Source organism: Paenibacillus wynnii, from assembly GCF_030812855.1.
In the GTDB taxonomy this organism is placed as follows: Bacteria; Bacillota; Bacilli; order Paenibacillales; family Paenibacillaceae; genus Paenibacillus_AQ; species Paenibacillus_AQ wynnii_A.
The window spans coordinates 1-17849 of the sequence record NZ_JAUSTK010000042.1 but is presented as its reverse complement, the minus strand read 5'-3'; the positions used below and the strand labels follow the sequence as shown (position 1 = coordinate 17849).

Below are 17849 nucleotides of genomic sequence, written 5' to 3'. Positions count from 1 at the left end.
GTTATTTTCGCTCGAATGGTTTACGGTTTAAAAAATCCTTTAAGCCTTTCAGTGAAACTGGAGCGATCGGAGTCATATAAGGCATGCCCGCAGAGCTGATTCCGGTCAAATAAGTTTGCGTGAAAAACAGCCCAAGAGTGATGCCGAAGAGTCCGAAAGTCCCCGCCAACAAGAGCAGCAGGATGCGCAGGATACGGATGGCAAACGTCATCTCGTAACGAGGAATCATTAGGGAGGCGATACCTGTAATCGAAACGACGATAATAATGGGAACGGACACGATTCCTGCTTGTACGATCGCTTGTCCGATAACCAAAGCGCCGAGGACACTGACGGCCTGACCCAACATGTTCGGCAATCGCACGATGGCTTCCCGAAGTGCTTCAAATACGCTTTCCATAATCAAAGCCTCCACCAGAGCCGGAAAGGGGGATGGTTCACGGGATACAGCAATGGAAAGCAATAGCTCCGTAGGAATCATCTCGACATGAAAAGTTGTGATTGCAACATAAAGTGACGGTAGAAATAGGGCTGATATAATGTATATTGCCCGAATCACTCTTAAAAATGTGGCGCTGCTGTACAACAGATAATAATCTTCGATAGACTGAAAATCGTTCCAGAAGGTGACGGGGAGAATCAAAGCAAAGGGTGAATTGTTAACGATTATGGCGACTTTGCCTTTCAACAGCGCATCGGCAACTACGTCGGGACGCTCCGTCGTTTGAATGGTCGGAAAAATGCTTAGCGGCCGGTCTTTGATGTGCTCCGTAAGGTAATTGCTGTCGATAATGCCTTTCAAACGGACGGAGGAAATTCGGTTTGAAATTTCAGATACCAATTCGTTCGGGGCCACGCCGTCCAAATAGGCTAACCGAACTTCGGTCTGTGTGACCGATCCGAGGTTCCATTTCTTCATTCTCAACTTTTCGCTATTAAGGATACGGCGAATTAGCGCGATATTAGTTTCGATATACTCCACAAATCCTTCACGAGGACCGTGAACAACTGTTTCGGTTTCGGGTTTAGTCACATTGCGATGGGGGATGGCGGCTACGTTCGCCAATATCACCTTCTCTTCGCCGCATATGGCTACTGCCGCCATACCGGACAAAAGTGCTTGCACTGTTTTTTGATAGTCGGCAGTTTGCTCTATAGAAGGTGTTTTGACCGTGACCTCTTCGGTCTTCTGCTGAGTCGACAGCGGTTCTATGATCTCCCGCTCGATCCGTTGCAGATCAACAATACCGGCAATATACACGATCATTGAACTTCCGGCAGAACGAAAAATCAGATCGGGCATGGAACCGAAGGTTTGCTTCAAATCTTCTGTAAATTGTTCCAAATCATTTGAGTCTGACAATCGTATGGATTTCGGGCCCATTCTATCCATCCCCCTTACTAGGACTATATTGAAGCTTGGATTTAAGCTTTATTGTAAGCAGCGCAAGCATAGGAAGAACAACGAAAAAAGGTAAAAATATGACCCATACGGCCCATTGATGACCCGTGAACAGATGACTACTAAGGTTGTCCGCCATGTAAATGGCAAACAGACATACGATAATGGATACGGGAATGACGGCCGCCCGAAGGTGATTCATCTTCCACTGGTCTGAAATCATCGCGCATGCCGCGTAAGTGAAAATCGATGTTTTGAATAAAACACTGGTCATATAGTTGGTCACAATAAAAGGATCAAGGTCTTGAATGAAATCGGCAATGTTGACCATTTGAAAAGTTGTCATTAGCGGGAAAAAAGAACGGGAAAATACTTCCGGTCCGAGTGTGCTGACTGCCAAGATATCCAAAACCATAAACATCAAGCCAGCTGTTGCAGCCGATAGGATTGCAATCTTACGGAAGCCCTTGGGTGGCATCGTCGTCGACCAGAACGCGGCGAAAGCGAAGACTTCCGCATACGGCACGGTTAAGCTTGCCGGAAATACAGTTGTAAAGATCGGTTTCCATTCCGCGGCAACCGGAGTCAGCAATGACAAGCGCATCGTTCCGGAAGCTACCAATAAAATGATTTGTAACAAAAATAGGAATATAATGATAGGAACATTCAATTCTGCTAATTTACCCAACCGCTGCACCCCTGCATAACAAACATAAGTTACTAAACATTGAAATATAACCATAACAAACCACATCGGAGTCATTTGCAGCAAGAAGTTATTTGTCAGTTCGCCGAGGTCCCGCAAATTCCGAGCCGCCGAATAAATAAAAATAAAAACATAGCCCACACTTAAGATCGCTCCGATATATCGTCCAAATGCGAAGCTTAACAAGCCGGACCAATTGGTGTTTGCATGTGTTCCATACAGCATTGAATACATCCAGAGGAGAACCATGCCCAGAATTAGACTGATACCGGCGGTAATCCATGCGTCCTGCTTAGCAGGGCTTGCAATGCCAAAGACAACGTTCGTACCCAGTTGAAACAGAAGCATTAGGCCATACAACTGCCATGAGGATAAGCCCTTCACATTTGTCACTTCTCCTTTCAACTTTATAATTCCAAGTTTTTGTAATTTTATTCTATTTCTCCAAGTTACTACTGCAAATTGAATGGCTGCTTAGACAAAAAAAGCCTCTCTCCAATTTCCGCTTGGAGGGAGGCACTTTTATATGCTGGATAAATCTAGGATTGACTGCCGTACCACTTATAAGTCATGACTTCGGGCTGAGGTTTGCGGATTGTAGGCGACAACAACCTTGGACCCATCTGGATTTGTAAAGGCCACATTCTTCAGATCGTTACTGGTGTTCGATTGAATACGGTAGGTCCCCGGAACCACAAATTTACTGAAATGACCAAGTAAATAATGCTATTTGGTATACGTGACAGCGTTCTCAGGATTATCGTTGCGGTTGTCAGAGTTCTGAATGGTAACCATGCCCCGATTGGTATTATAGGCGGCGAGTAACGTTGGACCATCCTTTTGATCTAGGGCGGCGTTCCAGAGAATAACCGATTTGGACCAATTGCGTGTAATATTGATGAATTCCGAAATCATGTTATCAAAGCCTTGGGAGGTTTCGTTTTGCTGATCGTTCCAAGTCCCGAAGCCCCCCTCTGTGAACCAAACATCCTTATCGGGATGTGCATTATGCATCAAAGTCATCTGAGAGCCGTCTCCGCTATCATAATGATGGAACGCGCTGCCGGCAACATAGCTGGCTTTGCCCGCATTCTTAAGATTCTGGATGACCGTATTCGGGAAACTCCAATCCAGGTAATTGTGATCGAAGGTGATGATTTTTGTATTAATGCCGGCATTGCGAAGGGTAGGACCCAGGTAGTCTCCGATGAATCCAACCTCGTCCTGCTCGCTCATTCCCATGGAAGGATATGCACTTGTTTCGTACTTAGGTTCATTCTGAGGTGTGACAGCATAGATTGGAATGCCTTGGGCTTGATAGGCCTGAATGTATTTTTTGAAGTAATCGGCGTACGTCTGATAATTCTCAGCTTTAAGCTTACCGGTATTTAGAGAGTTGGAGTATTTCATCCAGGCCGGAGCACTCCACGGGGAGGCGAATACTTTAATGTTCGGATTTTTGGCGATGGCTGCCTTGACCATCGGCACGATATAAGGTAAATCGCGGCTTATCGAGAACTGGCTGAGTGAGGTGTCTCCGGCCACATCGTCGTACGTATAGGCTGACCAGGCAAAGTCTGAACTACCGATCGGCTGCCGTAACACACTTAGACGAATACCGGAAGAACCGAATAACTTCTCCATCACCTCGGCTCGTTTGGTTGCATTCAGCTTGAAATTGAGCAGCCAAGACGAGGCATCAGTGAGGGAGACTCCGAATCCGTCCATCTGCTGATAAGTGGTACCTTCGTTGACCGTAATCGTGTAGTCAGCGCTGCCGGAACTGCTGCTGAATGCCTTATCCCCTATGCGGGACAGGCGGGCACTTGGGCTGAGTCCTACAGCAGGCTCCGTGTTTGGATCGGAGGATGAAATCCATACCTCTGCTTGCTCACCGGCGGCTGAGACGGGTCCGCTTGCGATACTTCCGCTTACCGTAATTAATGAAGCCATCAAGACCGTGCACATCAACTTTCTCATTGAAATTAAAACTCCTCTCGTAATGGGGTTTAAAATGAAATCGATTTCATTTTACTCATTAGGTTGGGGATTCAGGATGGAAATACAGCTATTAATGAAATCGATTTCAATCAAATACATCGTACTTCAAAGTTCCAATAAAATCAATTGTAAACACGGTTTCTTATCATGCGTGATTTTAGGTTTTAGATGAATTTTTCGGAGGCATCAGTAAAATAGATGTATCTTATACACTTATTTCTAGCTTTTGGCGTTGTGATGTATGAATAGATGTAATTTGTGCAACTAAAAACACGAATATGCCGGGTAAACCCCGGAATACCCAAAAATAAGTGTATAAAGTGCAATTAAACCCCCTAAAGTGTGCTAAGGGAGAAATATAAGTGTAGATTGTGCAACTATATAAATTGACACCCATGTAGGTAGACGATTTTCCGTATTTGGCGCGGATACCCGAGGAGATACTTCTACTCTTATAGTCCTACATGAACGCCTATTCATCTTCGCAAGGCCGCTCACGGTTGGATACTCAAAGTCTAAACATACTCTATAGTTACTACTACATAATAGACCCCTCCCCAAAAGGGTTCCCGGTACTTAGTCAAGAATATGTTATATGTCTGAAGCCTTTGATACAGCTTCTGGTTTTGGTCAATCTCTAATTAATCTGAAGCCAGTATATTGACTTTGACGTCGCGGCGTACTTTAAACTTCGATTAAGGAAAGGGGGATAAATGTGGATTTGGTAACCATCAGCGAAGTATCAAGGGTATTCCAGGTAACGACCCGAACACTTCGATATTATGAGCAGCTAGGGCTTATAGGAAGTACGAAAAAAGAAGGTTATGCGTATAGAACTTACGATCAATTTTCTCTTCAACGTCTGCAGCAGATCATGATCTTAAGGAAATTAAGTATTCCCTTAAAACAAATTGCTGTCATCCTTGAGAATGAAGATGCAGTAACAGCTGTAGATATTTTTAAGGAGAAAGTAAAAGATTTAAATAGTAAGATGGAGTCATTGGAAACGATCAAAGGAATTCTATCGAGGCTTATTAAAGGATTGGAAGAAAATCACGTGCTTGAAATCAACGCTGATCTCTTGTCTGATGAAACTCTACTAGAGTCCTTATCCTCCTTATCTCATTTCGATTTAAAGGAGGAAAAGTCAATGACTGAATTGAACAAGGCAGCAGAGAAAATAGTGACACTTGAAAATGTGAGGATTGTGCACGTTCCGCCCTGCACGGTAGCGGTAAGTCACTATATTGGTGAAAGCCCCGAGGAGCATGCTGGAGAGTGGATGGCAGAATTTATGCAGAAGGTTGGTCTATACAGCATCAAGCCGGAAGCCCGTGTATTTGGGTTTAACCACCCGAACCCTTCTCCGGATAGACCCCATTATGGATATGAGCTATGGGTCACTATCCCTGACAATTTGGATGTTCCTGCCCCTCTCGTGAAGAAGCAGGTTGCCGGCGGTTTGTATGCAGCACATACGATTACCTTAGGAAACTTCCACGAGTGGAAGTTGTTATCGGACTGGGTATGTCAGAATAATGCGAAGTATGAAGCCGATACATTGAATGACCATGGGGAATACATGGGTGGATTATTAGAAGAACATTTAAACTACGTCTACCATTGCCATCATCATTGGCCGGAGAGCGATGAACATCAACTTGATTTGCTATTCCCAATTAAGTTAAAGGAATCGTAAGGTAGAATTACCGGAACGCATCGATTCTATAGAGATTCGCTTCAGCCAGCACGGTGAACCGTCCTATGTAACTTTATTTTCCTAATGACGTCTTTAATAATAAGGAGATGAAGTTATGTGGAAACTCTTAATTATCCTCATCCTTGGCACGGGATCTATACTATCTTGTAGCAACAAAGAAAACAGTGATCCATCTTCACTTTTAGTTGAGCAAGCATTCAGCCAGTTGGAAATAGACTCCGATATCCATAACCCCGGCAACCCAATCATAACAGTGGATAATCCGGACGTCCTTAAGAAGATTGTCGATAAAATAAACGCATCCGATAGAAAAGGCGCTGCTCAGGTTGCTTTGGAAAAAGGTCCGGAGGGACTCCTTATTTTTAAAAACGTTACTTCCGGTGCTCAAACGATTGAAGTGCCTTATTTCCCAGAAAGTGGCGATGTGCTCTACAAGGAATATTTCATCGATTGTGAGTTGAACAATTTTTTAAATGAGAAATAAGCTCTCAAGCTTAACTAATAATTGATGTAATTTGTTATTAACAGATAAGGGCACTCAGAGGAGTGCCCTTTAAATTCCCCTCTTTTCAAGAAAAATGCTGAGCTATATTAGTTAGATACTCTTCTTCATTCGTATTTTCTTTCATATGGATGAGCATCTTTGCATCTTCTCCGACTACATATCGGAATTGACTTGTACCGTCTGTGGCCGCTTGATATATGGTTTCAGCAACAATCTCTGGAGGCGAAGCATAGGATGGCTGTTTCTCCATCTCACCCAGTTTACCCAAAAATGCAGTAGTAAACGGCTTATAGTCCTCTAATGCATCATTAAAAAAGAACTCCATCGATCTTCCGCCAAAGTCCGTATTAATAGCACCTGGTTCAATCAACTTTACTTTGATGTTTTGTGATGCTAATTCATAAGATACCGATTCAGAAAAACCTTCTACCGCAAATTTAGATGAATGATACAGAGACATCGTAGGAAAAGTTACTTTCCCTCCCATAGAAGAGATATTAATCAGCATACCTTCTTGATTAGATCTAAAATGTGGCAACATGGCTTTAGTCATATGGATAAGACCAAAAACATTCACTTCAAATTGTCTCCTAATCTGCTCATCCGTAGCTACTTCTATCAGACCCATGGTTCCATATCCAGCATTATTGAGAAGAACATCAATTTTACCAAACCGCTGAATGGCTTCTGCTAAGGCAGTTTGAATAGTATCTTCTTTCTCCACATCAAGCCTTAGTACCAACACATTATCAATTGTTATGAATTCAGTTTCTTGTTCAGGTGAACGCATCGTGGCTACTACATTCCATCCTCTTTCAGCAAAATGGTTTACTGTGGCTCTCCCAATGCCCGATGAAGCACCCGTGATAAAAATGGTTTTCATAACAATTCCTCCTTTTGCAATAACTGTTCCAAACTTACCAATCCCTCGGCAATGGTTTTAAGTTTAGCTTTATATTCTTCTATCCCAATTTGGATGCAGATGATCTGTGCTGGGTGCATTTCATCTTTAAAAAGCGAATACTGCTCAAGTAATTGATCTAATTTTGTGTGCGATTCCTCTTGGGCTTGTTTCAACCAAATAATCACCTTGTCATACCCGACGAATTCACCAAAATAAAGCCTCATCATAAAATCAGATTTCTTAATACTGTCTCCTTCTAGTGGGGCTAGTAAATAGGCGTTAAAACTATCTCTGCCTTTAGGCGTTATGTTTAAAAGATTCTTGTTAGGCTTACCGTCCTGGAGCACAATTTCCTTAGTTATCAATCCGGCCTTTTCCATTCGGGCAAGTGTGGGGTAAATCGTTCCATAACTAGAACTATAGAAATTAGAGAATACATTTTCCAGTAACTGTTTTATTTCGTATCCAGTCAACGCTTCTTTCATAAGCATGCCTAAAATAACATCCTGACTGTTCAAAATTTGCCCTCCTTGGAGTTTAGAAATATTTGTATATCACGACCATAATATATCAGACCGATATATATCATGTCAATATAATAAAAGTATAAACGCAGAGGATATGTATAGCTTCGCCCTATTTTCGTAGTAAATTGCGAAGCAAAGAGAGGAAAGAGATTAGCGGGGCACAATGATTCGTAATATTCCTTAAATATAAAAAGAGATGCAAATTTTGCACCCCGTTATAGTATCCTTTTCAAAAGAAATAGCAAAAACTCATCTCCGACTTACATACTTCTTGAAATTTTCCATCTTCAGCACTTTAACATTCTTCGCTAGGAGTTTTTTGTAGCTAATGATCCAGGTGTGATCTTTTGAGTTTTTTCTGCGGATCGCAGCAAAGTTGTATCTACTTCCAGAGAAAATTTTAAAGCCATGTGCTATGCAATCGGAGCAAAACTTAACGCATTCACCCCTGTTTCGATTGGGAAAAGAAATCTGATCGAATACGTGCTTACGGACTAGGAGGGTCGCTCCTTGGAGGATAGAAACGTATTTATTTTCCATGCTGCTATAACGGAGCAAAAGTAGTTTTTTATCGGATAGACTCATATAATGGGCCCGTTTTCCTACGATATCAGCGTTTGTTTTACGAAGGGTGCGCATACTGTCGGTTAAATAATTCGTCGAGTAGTAATCATCATCGTCAAATTTTGCAATGTAGCTGTAATTCGATATCTGCACTCCATAATTTAAGCATCGCCCGAGTGAAGCCTTTTCAGGCATTCTATAAATCCTTACGTTGGTATATTTTTTGGCTGCGGTAATATAATCGCTCATTTTCAAGCTGTTCTTATTAAGAATGACAATAAGCTCTTTATTCTTGTAATTCTGTCTTTGATAATTTTCAAATAGTGTATTTAGACAGTCGGGACGTTTCGTACAAGTAACAATAGAAATAGCATTCGGGGCATGAAATCGGTCTGTTTTCATAAATCAATGGACGCCCTTTGAGCTTTTCTGCACAAATTTCTTATAATTTTTAATATTGGGAACTACTTTATGATTGGAGATAAGTTGTTTATCGCTGATAATCCATGTATGTTTCGAGGAGTTTTTTCTACGTATGGCGACAAAATTATATTTATCTGCAGAATATACCTTGTACCCCTTCTTCTTACTTCTCATGCAAAAAAGATCGTCTTCACCCACATTTTGATTAGGAAATCCAACATGGTCAAATACATCTCGTTTAATGATAAGCGTAGCACCCGGAAGTCTAGTAACGAATCGATTCTCATCCTGCGGAAAACGGAGGATAAGAGTCTTTGATCCGCGTAAATACATATAATGAGCCCGTTTTCCGATGATATCCGCGTTAGTTCTTTTAAAGGATTGCAAGCTGTTGGTCAAATAGTTGGGAGCGTAATAATCGTCGTCATCAAATTTGGCGATATAGCTGTATTTGGTTTTCTTTACGGCGTAATTTAGACATGCCCCAAGAGAATGATGTTCAGGTTTGCGAAATATTTTTATATTTTTATATTTTTCAGCTAATTTTTGATAGGGTAAGAGCGGGATTTTGTTGTTATTGATAATAATGATGAGTTCTTTCTTCGCGTAACGTTGTCTGTTGTAATTCTGAAACAGGTTGACTAAATAGTTTTGACGATTCGTACAAGTGATAATAGATACACCTTGTAGGGCTGCTGAGCTATAGGGTGCAGCATTCATTTAACCAACCCCTCATATGAGTTTTTTCGAGAAAAGTCTCATATTACAATATGTTTTAGATAGGATAGGGTCACGGCAATCCACACTTGTACATGCGGAATTTTAGCTTAAAGCGGTCTCCAAATCCTGAATTAACAAAGCGGACGGTTCAAGGCCTACGGCAAGGCGGATCAGAGACTCGGGGATATGCTGGTCTTTTAATTCTGATTGATTATAGCCGTAATTAGGGGAAATGATCTGGCTTTCCATTGCGCCCCAGGATACACCGATTCGGATCATACGGAGTTTATTGAGCGTAGAACGAATCTCCTCATAGCCGGCATCTCTCAATTCAAAGCTGAATAAACCGGAATATCCTTTTAGCTGCTTGCGGGCCAATTCATAGTGGGGATGGGAGGGTAGACCGGGGTGATTTACTTTGGATACGGCTGGATGCTCTGATAAAAAACGGGCAACTTCCAGACCATTCCGCTGGTGTGCCTCCATGCGAAGGGGGAGCGTCCGAAGACCCCGAATTAACAGCCAAGCCTCAAAAGGCGCCAACGAAGCGCCAATCAGCTCGTATTCCTCCAAATACATCCGGTCGATAATCTCATTGGAAGCAATAACAGCTCCGCCGACTAGATCATTATGACCCCCCAGATACTTGGATGCGGAGTGAACAACGATGTCTACACCAAATGCCAAGGGTTTCAGATACAGTGGGGTAGCCCAAGAGTTATCCATTATGGTGCGGATACCTTTTGCCTGTGCCAGCTCCGTAACAGCAGTTATATTAACGACTTCGAAGATAAAAGAGGTTGGTGATTCCATAAGAATGGCCTTCGTATTCTTCTTTACGGCCGCCTGAACCTGTTCAATTTCCATGGAATGAACAATCGTATACTGCACATTGAACTTGGCTAGGTACTTGACGAGGGCAATGGAGGATTCATAAACATGACCAATTAGAATCATATGATCACCTGAAGACAAACTGCTCATTAACGCCGCACTAACGGCAGCCATACCCGAGGCGAAGCATTTACAGGCGTCTCCCCCTTCCAGCGCGGCAAGCATTTTTTCCGCGATCTGAACGGTCGGATTGGTTCCCCGCCAATATACATAATGCTCTTTCTCATGGTTGGCTGCTTCGGCATACTCTTCGTAGGTGTCGAAAAAAAAGGGGGCAGTCTCGTATATGGGGGGAGCAGCAGCCCTGAGAAAACGATGCTCTTTATCCTCAAATTGATAACAGATTAGTTCATCTTCGGTATACCCCATGTTGGATCACCCCGTTTAGAAGAATTTTTACGGATACTGATATAGTTTCCACTACCGGGTCCGTAAATATTCTGTGTATTGCATCACTAAGGGGGGATTTAGGTTTTAGGTGAGCGTCCTTTTGGCCTGCTCCTCGCGCATCCACTGAGACAACTGCCTTTTTAACCTGATAAATTCAGGAGAATCGGTGATCTCTTCACGGCGCGGACGCGGGAAGGGGATATCTACGGTGTGCAATATGGAGCCGGGACGTCCCGAAAAGACATAGATACGGTTGGAGAGAAGCAGCGCTTCTTCAATATTATGCGTGATGAATAATACGGAGCGGCGATTCTCCTCCCATAATTCCAGCAGCCACCGCTGCATTTCACTGCGGGTGAGCGCATCCAGCGCACTGAAAGGTTCATCCAGCAGCATCAGCTCTTGCGGGGCCAATAGTGCGCGAAGGAAGGCGGCCCGTTGCTGCATTCCGCCGGACAGCATATGCGGGTAAGACCGTTCGAACCCGCTCAATCCGACCTTGGCAAGCCATTGCCGGGCTTCCTCCCGAGCCTGTTCCCCGACCTCCCCTGTAATCTCACTGGCGAGAAGTACGTTATCCTCGATGGTTCGCCAAGGAAATAGGGCAGGCTGCTGCGGCATATAGCTGATCTTTCCGCGCTGTCCCGTAACGATTTTTCCGTTCATGCTTACTGTTCCGGCATCGGGCGACTCCAGACCGCCGATAATATGGAATAAGGTGCTTTTTCCGCAGCCTGAGGGGCCGACAATAGATACAAACTCCTGCTGCTCCACTTGGAGTGAAACTTTATGGAGTACTTCTGTCTCGCGGCGGCGGTGAGAGAAGGATTTGGAGATGCCGCTAACTTCAAGAGCAGGAGGCGCTGTGCGACTAAGTGTAGGACTTGATTTCTCAATATTTCTGTGGGGAACCTGTGTCACTTCGGACATCGGACACACCTTCCTTTCTATGAGTTGCGGCGGGGTTTCCAGCGTACAAGCCATCTCTCCAGCAGCGCAATAATTGCGAACAGCACCAGGCTGAGTAGTACGATGATAGCAATAGCGACGAACACCCGGTCTGTACGATAGGCTGATTTCTGCAGGAGCATATAATACCCTATGCCTTTATCCGCACCGATCCACTCTGCGACCACGGCCCCCATAACGGCATAGGTGGCGGATATTTTCAAACCGGAGAATAGTGAAGGCAAGGATGAAGGGAGCTCCAGCTTAGTGAATATCTGCCACTTGCTTGCGCCCGCCATTTTCATATAATTCATCATCATTCGGTCACTTTGGGAGAGTCCACTCATCGTAGCGACAGCAATAGGAAAGAAACAAACTAAGGTAATGAGGACAATCTTCGGCAGCAAGCCAAAGCCAAACCAGATGACGAGCAGCGGTGCAAGTGCGATGGAAGGGACATTCTGACTTAAGATAAGCAGCGGATACAAAGCACGTTTGGCCCAAGGCAGCAGATGCAGCAATAAAGCAACTATCAGCCCTACCGCCGTTCCAATGGGAAAGCCGATCAAAGTAAGGCGAAGTGTTGCAATCGTATGATCCCCAATTCCTGCAGCGTTGCTGGAAGACTCCCGGGCGATATCTGTCGGACTCGGCAGAATCCACGCTTCAATATGAAAGAGTGACACGGACAACTGCCATGCGGCTAAAAAGAAGACGACCGCCACAAGTGGCGGCCATATTTGCTTCCAGGTTGATCTCACGGCCGATATTTCTCTGTCAGCTTGTCCATGCTGATTCCGTTCGGGTTATGAGCGATCTTGATCTGCGAAATCACGCTTGGGCTGCCTGCCTCAACCAACGCTTCATGCATCTGGCGGACGATCTCGAGCAGCTCTGTAAGTTCCCCTTCCATGGTCGTATCCAGCGGATTCACCTGATGCTTAACACCGGATTGCTGAATAACCTCGATAGCCTTGTCCACATAGGGGATGGAATCCTCGTTGTTCGGTGTTTTAGGGATCACTTGAATGCTTAATAGGCTATTTGCCATGTAAAATCATCCTTTCAATTTGAAGTAAAATAAACTAAATATTTCGCAAAAAGGGTCGGTCTTCACTACGGTGAATGTTGGACTTCCGGCCGCTGTTGTCTCCAGATTTATTTGATTTTGTTCCGCCTACTAGCGGTGTAAATCCGGAGACAAAGGCGGTCGCTAACCCTCCTACAGTTCCAAAATTCCCCTTCGTTCCTACTTTCCTATTGTTTATTTTATTGTAAGATTTTACAGACCGTCCGGTAAAAAATCATTTGTAAATGCTTTGGTAGTATCCAGCGGCTTATCGAGCAGCTTCAGACCATACATCCAGTCTGCGTAGTTTTTCCACACTTCAGCCTTTTGCTCTCCCCAACGGGCAGCATCTTCCGTATATTTCGGGCTGAGCCATTTCTGACTGGCAAGAACCAGCTTGGCATCTAAGTCAGGTACAGCTTTGGTTAGGATGGCAGCAGCTTCTTCCGGTTTGTCGATGGCATATTGATATCCTTTCGACGTAGCCTTCAAGAATGCCTTCACCAGCTCAGGATTCTCGGCGATCGCTTTCTCACTTGTGGTAAGCACAGGGGTGTAATAATCCAGCTGCGGTGCATAGTCTTTCAGATACTGCATATCCAGCGGCTCTCCGCGCAGCTCGGCTTCAATCCCGGTCCAAGCATAGAATATCCAGGCAAAATCAATATCACGTTTAACGGCTGTGAAATAATCAGCTTCTCCAATATTGACGATTTTTACTTTCTTTACATCGCCGCCTTCAGGATCCATGATCGCTTTCATGGCCGCTTCCTCGGCAGGAGAGCCCCAGCCTCCATAGGTTTTGCCCTCGAAATCTTTGGGGGTCTTGATATTGCGGTCCTTCGGAGCCGCAAAGCCGGATGTATTATGCTGAATGATGGCAGCAATGGAGACCAGTGGCACCCCTTGAAGACGAGCTAATGTTAATGCCTCTTGAGCGCTAATCCCAAAAGCCGCTTCACCGGAGGCAACCATAGTATCAGCACCTGCAGCGCCCGGCTGTACTATCTCTACATCCAGACCTTCTTCAGTATAAAAGCCAAGATCCTTGGCTGCATAAAGTCCGGTATGATTCGTATTCGGCGTCCAGTCGAGGGCAACCTTAATTTTGGTGAGCGTCTTGGGTGCATCCGTAGCAGCAGCAGTTGCTTCCGGGGTAGCACCTGTGTTTCCGTTATTACTGCCGCATCCGGCAATAGCAATAACCAGCATGCAGGTAAGGCACAACATTAGTACTTTTTTGACTCCCATTTTCTGTTTCTCTCCTTTGAATGTGCGGAAACGTCAGGCTATGCCTGAAATCTCCTGATATATTCCCGTCTTACCGTACAAATCGAACAATCCGGAATACCAAAAAAGCGCCCCGATCATCGGGACGCGGCAGGCGCTTGAATTAGTTATGGTTACAGGAACCAAGACTTATGGCGTTTCCTACGCTGGCATTATCCAGATCAGGTATAAGGGTCAGTATCTTGTGGGATACAATCTCAGCCGGCCAATTCCAGCACCCCTGCTTATAAAGTTAGCGGGTTACGGTGTATTATAGACGATTAATCTTCAAGATGGAACCTTTTCTTGCGGCGATCCTGAATTCTTCCCCACAATGCCCGCACTGTAAGCATGAGACTTACTACAATACCGGTCATTGCTAAAAACAAGGCAAGATATTCAAAAGGAGAATATTCCAGCATTTTACCCCACTCAATCTGACCCTTGAGATCTTCAATGACCTGATTCATACCATAGATTCCGCTGATCACTGTATATACCGTGAGAATCATAAGCAGATTATCCCGCCGTTTGGACTGAAACTTATCCTGATACTGGAACAGGTCATCGAGTGTCTGCTTCACCTCCACGAACAGAGCGTCATTGCCATATACTTTCCGCAGCTGAAAGAAGATCTCCCGCCCTTGTGATTGTGAAATAAGCTCCAGGAAATAAAATTTAGCCGAGAAGCGGTTAATGGAATAGATCAGATTCTCAATTTGCTCGTAATCGTTATCGATCCGCAGCCGTGAATGTATATTAGCCAGCTTGAGCAGTACGATTTTGTGGAAAATACTCAATAACAGCCCATAATAATATTCTCCGTACATCTCGTTGGCAAGACTGGTGGAAAGGTCTGATCCCTCCCGCGTAAGACAGCAGAAGGTTTGCTCGTTGGTCATGTAATAAGTGTTCGGTCCCCATCGGTTATAGGAGTGGGTGCTGCAATAATTGTCGATGTAGGTGGGATCACTGGCACTCTTATGAGGTTGTCCTTTGGAATTGATGCCATCCAGTTGAGAGGCTTTATACCGGAGGTTGATATCAATCTCGGAATCTTCTTCAAATTGGTAAAAGGCCTGTACAAGCATCCGCTCATCTACAAAATAAGGCAAGGTCTCAAAGTAGGCTCCGCTCAGTTCCGAGGAATCCAGACAGGCACGAAGACCGGGTACCAGCTCACTGAACACGAAATCCTCTACCTGTTCGAACACGCGGCCATTATGATGAATGTGTGTATGGGAATCTTTCTTGGATACATCCTCCAACGTACGGAATCGGTCTGCAAACTCCAGTGCCAGACTGAATGGGAGCTTCTGCGAGCCAAGATCAACCCGAATCGTTACGAAGCCCAACTGAAAGGGACAAAGGAACACATCCGTGGATAATATCCGAAAAGGAAGGTTGTATAGCGGCATTTCCAGTATGCAGTCCAGTCCATTCACCCGGGAAAAGCGATGGAAGGAATCTTTGTCCTCCTTCTTTGGGAACAATACATGGGTGGCAAAGGGTAGATAGACCCGTTCCATGTTTTCATGGGATACACAGTAGCCTTCTCCGTAGTAGGCGTCCTCGAGCTCTTTATTATCCAGATAAAAGCGAGTGAAGCCATCTCTCACCAGCTGTTGTCCAAGCTCTTGGGACGCTCCTTGCTTGATGGAGAACGGAAAAATAAATTGCAGAAGAGCTTTTTGTACAACAGGCTCGGGTGACAGCAAATCCATGGTCTATTCCCCACTTTTGGTTAAGATATCAATATAATCCTAACTTACCCGAAAAGTGGCTCATTGATCATACTCAGTGGACTTGGCTTTTGCGGTCGGGGTGTTCTATGCGGACTTTCCAAGCGGCAAGGCTAAGCAGAAACAACACAGCGGCAAAAGCAGTAAGAAGACCGGCCACTTTAGCTACCTCCAGATGATCCATGGCCCAGCCCATAAGCAGTGGCAGTAAAGCGCCGCCAATCCCTCCGGCTGCAATCATAATACTTGGGGTTGTCTCTTCGGCACCCGGAAGAAGCTTGCTGGAGAACACTAGAGCTATGGAGAAAATGCCGGACATAAACAGCCCTAGAAGCAAGATTACAGCGAATGCTCCAAAGCGGTGATCCGCAAATGGGAACGCTATAAGAAGCAGAAGGGTGAGAAAGCAGCTGCCCAGAACGTAAACACGGTAAGAGATTTTCTCAGCAAGGATGCCTGCAAATAATCTACCTGTCGACATCGCTAACCAGAAGAAGGTTACGGTCAGCGCCGCGGAGGATTCGCTCATGCCAAGCTTGGCAATAAAGATCGCAGGCATGAAATTGACCAGACTCATTTCAGTACCTACATATAGAAAGAAAAATACAATAAACAGTCCAAGGATGCCCCACTGTTTACCTGAGTAGGGTAGCGGCTTGTTGGGTTTATCTGAAAGTGCCTTCGTCTTGTCACGGCGTGGAGCCCGTTCATCAAGCACCGATTGCAAGCTGCCGAAATGGCCCCTTCCCCAAAATATCAGCGAAACCAGAGTGAAGCCTGCCACGATAAGGAAGGATAATCTCCACCAGCCTGCGGCAATGAGCGGACTGGCGATCAGGGGCATAACGAGAGCCCCGACACCGAACAAAACCTCGAGACGGCTCATAGCAACAGCGGTTCCTTCGGTTATGGCTGCAATAATGATCGTGCCGATAACAGCTTCAATCATACCGAAGCCAAAGCCTGCGGCCACAGCGATTACATACATCCAGCCCCAAGGGGGAAGGGAAAAATAAGCAACTTCAGCTACCAGTAATAATCCTGTTGCAATTAGAATGCTGCCGCGTTTCCCGAGGCGTCGATTGAGAAGCGGGGAGACCATAACACCGGCAAGAAAGCCGGAGAATTGGCTGAAAATCAGCTCGCCGCCGGCACTGTAATTTTGATCATAAGATTTTAGCAATACGGGAAGTATAGAACCGAGTACAACATGAGCCAATCCGATAACGAAATAGGAAAGACAGCCGATCCAAATCAGTTTTTTCATGGGGGAGCTCCTTGTAGGGGTAGTTTATGGAATATGAATACCGTATTTATGATAAGTCCAAACTGTGAGTGTGGATATATAATTTTATATCTACATGCTGAAGGGAGATATTTTGACGATGGATACTAAAGATCTCGAGAAGAAGATTATCAAGGCGCTGGATGAGAATAAATATGGCTCCTTGGGCACCATTGAAGCCGGAAATAAACCAAAAGTGCGTTATATGGCTGTATTTCATGACGGATTGACCATTTATTTGGCTACCAGCCGGAAGACGCATAAGGTTGTAGAATTGAAGGATAACCCCAATGCTTGTCTTTTGCTCGGCTTTGAGGAGGGCGGAAGCAAGGACTTATTAGAAATTGAGGCTACTGTAGAAGTGACTAAAGATGAGAGCTTGCGTTCCAAGGTGTGGAGCAAGGAGTTAGAGAAGTGGTTTGAAGGACCGGATGATCCTGACTATGTAATTCTTGAACTAACACCTACCCGTATAGAGTATACAGGTAAGAATAAAGAGAATGGGGTATGGGAAAAGCAGGCTGTAAATACAGGTAAATAACAAGAGAAAAGAGGCTGTCCCAAAAGCCATACAAATGGCTGCTGGGATAGCCTCATTTTTGTGAATAAGACTAATTAATTAGTTTGAGATGTTAGTTTAAGTGTACTTTATACACTTATTTACCTTGAAATCCGCTTAGGATGAACTTTAATTGCACTTTCTGCACTAGACATGCATAGAACCTTACACGAAATCGAAAAACTAAAAAAGTAATAATTTTACAGTTGTGTTTTTTGGAT

At 44.5% G+C, this 17849-nt stretch carries 18 protein-coding genes and 1 riboswitch; of the genes, 3 read left to right on the top strand and 15 right to left on the bottom strand.

What is annotated here, in order from left to right; genetic code table 11:
* Nucleotide 1: 1 nt before the first annotated feature.
* The 4 genes from J2T20_RS24135 to J2T20_RS24125 all read right to left on the bottom strand — a co-directional run bounded on the left by J2T20_RS24135 (nt 2) and on the right by J2T20_RS24125 (nt 4088).
* Nucleotides 2–1384, bottom strand: coding sequence for a spore germination protein (locus J2T20_RS24135; protein WP_307592324.1), 1383 nt, complete (start codon nt 1382–1384; stop codon nt 2–4).
* A 1-nt stretch (nt 1385) separates the two neighbouring features.
* On the bottom strand, nt 1386–2492 hold the full coding sequence (locus tag J2T20_RS24130; protein ID WP_307592322.1) for a GerAB/ArcD/ProY family transporter: 1107 nt from the start codon (nt 2490–2492) through the stop codon (nt 1386–1388).
* A gap of 177 nt (nt 2493–2669) precedes the next feature.
* A complete protein-coding gene (locus J2T20_RS25880; protein ID WP_373457854.1) occupies nt 2670–2804 on the bottom strand; it encodes a glycoside hydrolase family 30 beta sandwich domain-containing protein in 135 nt (44 codons plus the stop codon).
* A 30-nt stretch (nt 2805–2834) separates the two neighbouring features.
* The gene (locus J2T20_RS24125; RefSeq protein WP_307592320.1) at nt 2835–4088 is read right to left on the bottom strand and encodes a glycoside hydrolase family 30 protein; all 1254 of its coding nucleotides are present in this window, start codon (nt 4086–4088) and stop codon (nt 2835–2837) included.
* Nucleotides 4089–4824: 736 nt separating this feature from the next.
* On the opposite strand from J2T20_RS24125, the gene J2T20_RS24120 reads away from it, so the two are divergent.
* Both J2T20_RS24120 and J2T20_RS24115 read left to right on the top strand, forming a co-directional pair.
* Nucleotides 4825–5808, top strand: a complete 984-nt coding sequence (locus J2T20_RS24120) for an effector binding domain-containing protein (RefSeq protein WP_307592318.1) — start codon at nt 4825–4827, stop codon at nt 5806–5808.
* A 115-nt stretch (nt 5809–5923) separates the two neighbouring features.
* Nucleotides 5924–6313 carry a hypothetical protein gene (locus J2T20_RS24115; RefSeq protein WP_307592317.1) on the top strand — a complete coding sequence of 130 codons (390 nt, stop codon included), beginning with the start codon at nt 5924–5926 and terminating at the stop codon, nt 6311–6313.
* An 85-nt stretch (nt 6314–6398) separates the two neighbouring features.
* Here the strand turns inward: J2T20_RS24115 and J2T20_RS24110 are convergent, their stop codons facing one another.
* The 11 genes from J2T20_RS24110 to J2T20_RS24060 form a co-directional block, all read right to left on the bottom strand.
* The gene (locus tag J2T20_RS24110) at nt 6399–7217 is read right to left on the bottom strand and encodes an SDR family oxidoreductase (protein WP_307592315.1); all 819 of its coding nucleotides are present in this window, start codon (nt 7215–7217) and stop codon (nt 6399–6401) included.
* A complete protein-coding gene (locus J2T20_RS24105; RefSeq protein WP_307592314.1) occupies nt 7214–7756 on the bottom strand; it encodes a PadR family transcriptional regulator in 543 nt (180 codons plus the stop codon). The genes J2T20_RS24110 and J2T20_RS24105 overlap by 4 nt, the downstream gene beginning before the upstream one ends.
* Nucleotides 7757–8014: 258 nt before the next feature.
* Nucleotides 8015–8731 carry a glycosyltransferase family 2 protein gene (locus J2T20_RS24100; RefSeq protein ID WP_307592312.1) on the bottom strand — a complete coding sequence of 239 codons (717 nt, stop codon included), beginning with the start codon at nt 8729–8731 and terminating at the stop codon, nt 8015–8017.
* A 3-nt stretch (nt 8732–8734) separates the two neighbouring features.
* The gene (locus J2T20_RS24095) at nt 8735–9472 is read right to left on the bottom strand and encodes a glycosyltransferase (protein ID WP_307592310.1); all 738 of its coding nucleotides are present in this window, start codon (nt 9470–9472) and stop codon (nt 8735–8737) included.
* A gap of 102 nt (nt 9473–9574) precedes the next feature.
* Complete coding sequence (locus J2T20_RS24090) at nt 9575–10735, bottom strand: trans-sulfuration enzyme family protein (protein WP_307592308.1); 1161 nt, start codon at nt 10733–10735, stop codon at nt 9575–9577.
* Between the two features lie 105 nt (nt 10736–10840).
* Complete coding sequence (locus J2T20_RS24085; protein WP_307592306.1) at nt 10841–11686, bottom strand: ABC transporter ATP-binding protein; 846 nt, start codon at nt 11684–11686, stop codon at nt 10841–10843.
* A 17-nt stretch (nt 11687–11703) separates the two neighbouring features.
* Nucleotides 11704–12465 carry an ABC transporter permease gene (locus tag J2T20_RS24080; protein ID WP_307592304.1) on the bottom strand — a complete coding sequence of 254 codons (762 nt, stop codon included), beginning with the start codon at nt 12463–12465 and terminating at the stop codon, nt 11704–11706.
* The gene (locus tag J2T20_RS24075) at nt 12462–12755 is read right to left on the bottom strand and encodes a thiamine-binding protein (protein WP_307592302.1); all 294 of its coding nucleotides are present in this window, start codon (nt 12753–12755) and stop codon (nt 12462–12464) included. Before J2T20_RS24075 ends, J2T20_RS24080 begins: the two co-directional genes overlap by 4 nt.
* A gap of 231 nt (nt 12756–12986) precedes the next feature.
* A complete protein-coding gene (locus J2T20_RS24070; protein ID WP_307592300.1) occupies nt 12987–14024 on the bottom strand; it encodes an ABC transporter substrate-binding protein in 1038 nt (345 codons plus the stop codon).
* A gap of 160 nt (nt 14025–14184) precedes the next feature.
* A riboswitch (TPP riboswitch) is annotated at nt 14185–14295 on the bottom strand.
* Nucleotides 14296–14323: 28 nt separating this feature from the next.
* A complete protein-coding gene (locus tag J2T20_RS24065; protein ID WP_307592298.1) occupies nt 14324–15766 on the bottom strand; it encodes a hypothetical protein in 1443 nt (480 codons plus the stop codon).
* 73 nt (nt 15767–15839) lie between these two features.
* Nucleotides 15840–17051 (bottom strand): MFS transporter, encoded by a 1212-nt coding sequence (locus tag J2T20_RS24060; protein WP_307592296.1) that lies wholly within the window; start codon nt 17049–17051, stop codon nt 15840–15842.
* A 118-nt stretch (nt 17052–17169) separates the two neighbouring features.
* Between J2T20_RS24060 and J2T20_RS24055 the strand changes: the two genes are divergently transcribed.
* Complete coding sequence (locus tag J2T20_RS24055; protein ID WP_307592294.1) at nt 17170–17610, top strand: pyridoxamine 5'-phosphate oxidase family protein; 441 nt, start codon at nt 17170–17172, stop codon at nt 17608–17610.
* The last annotated feature ends 239 nt before the right edge of the window (nt 17611–17849 follow it).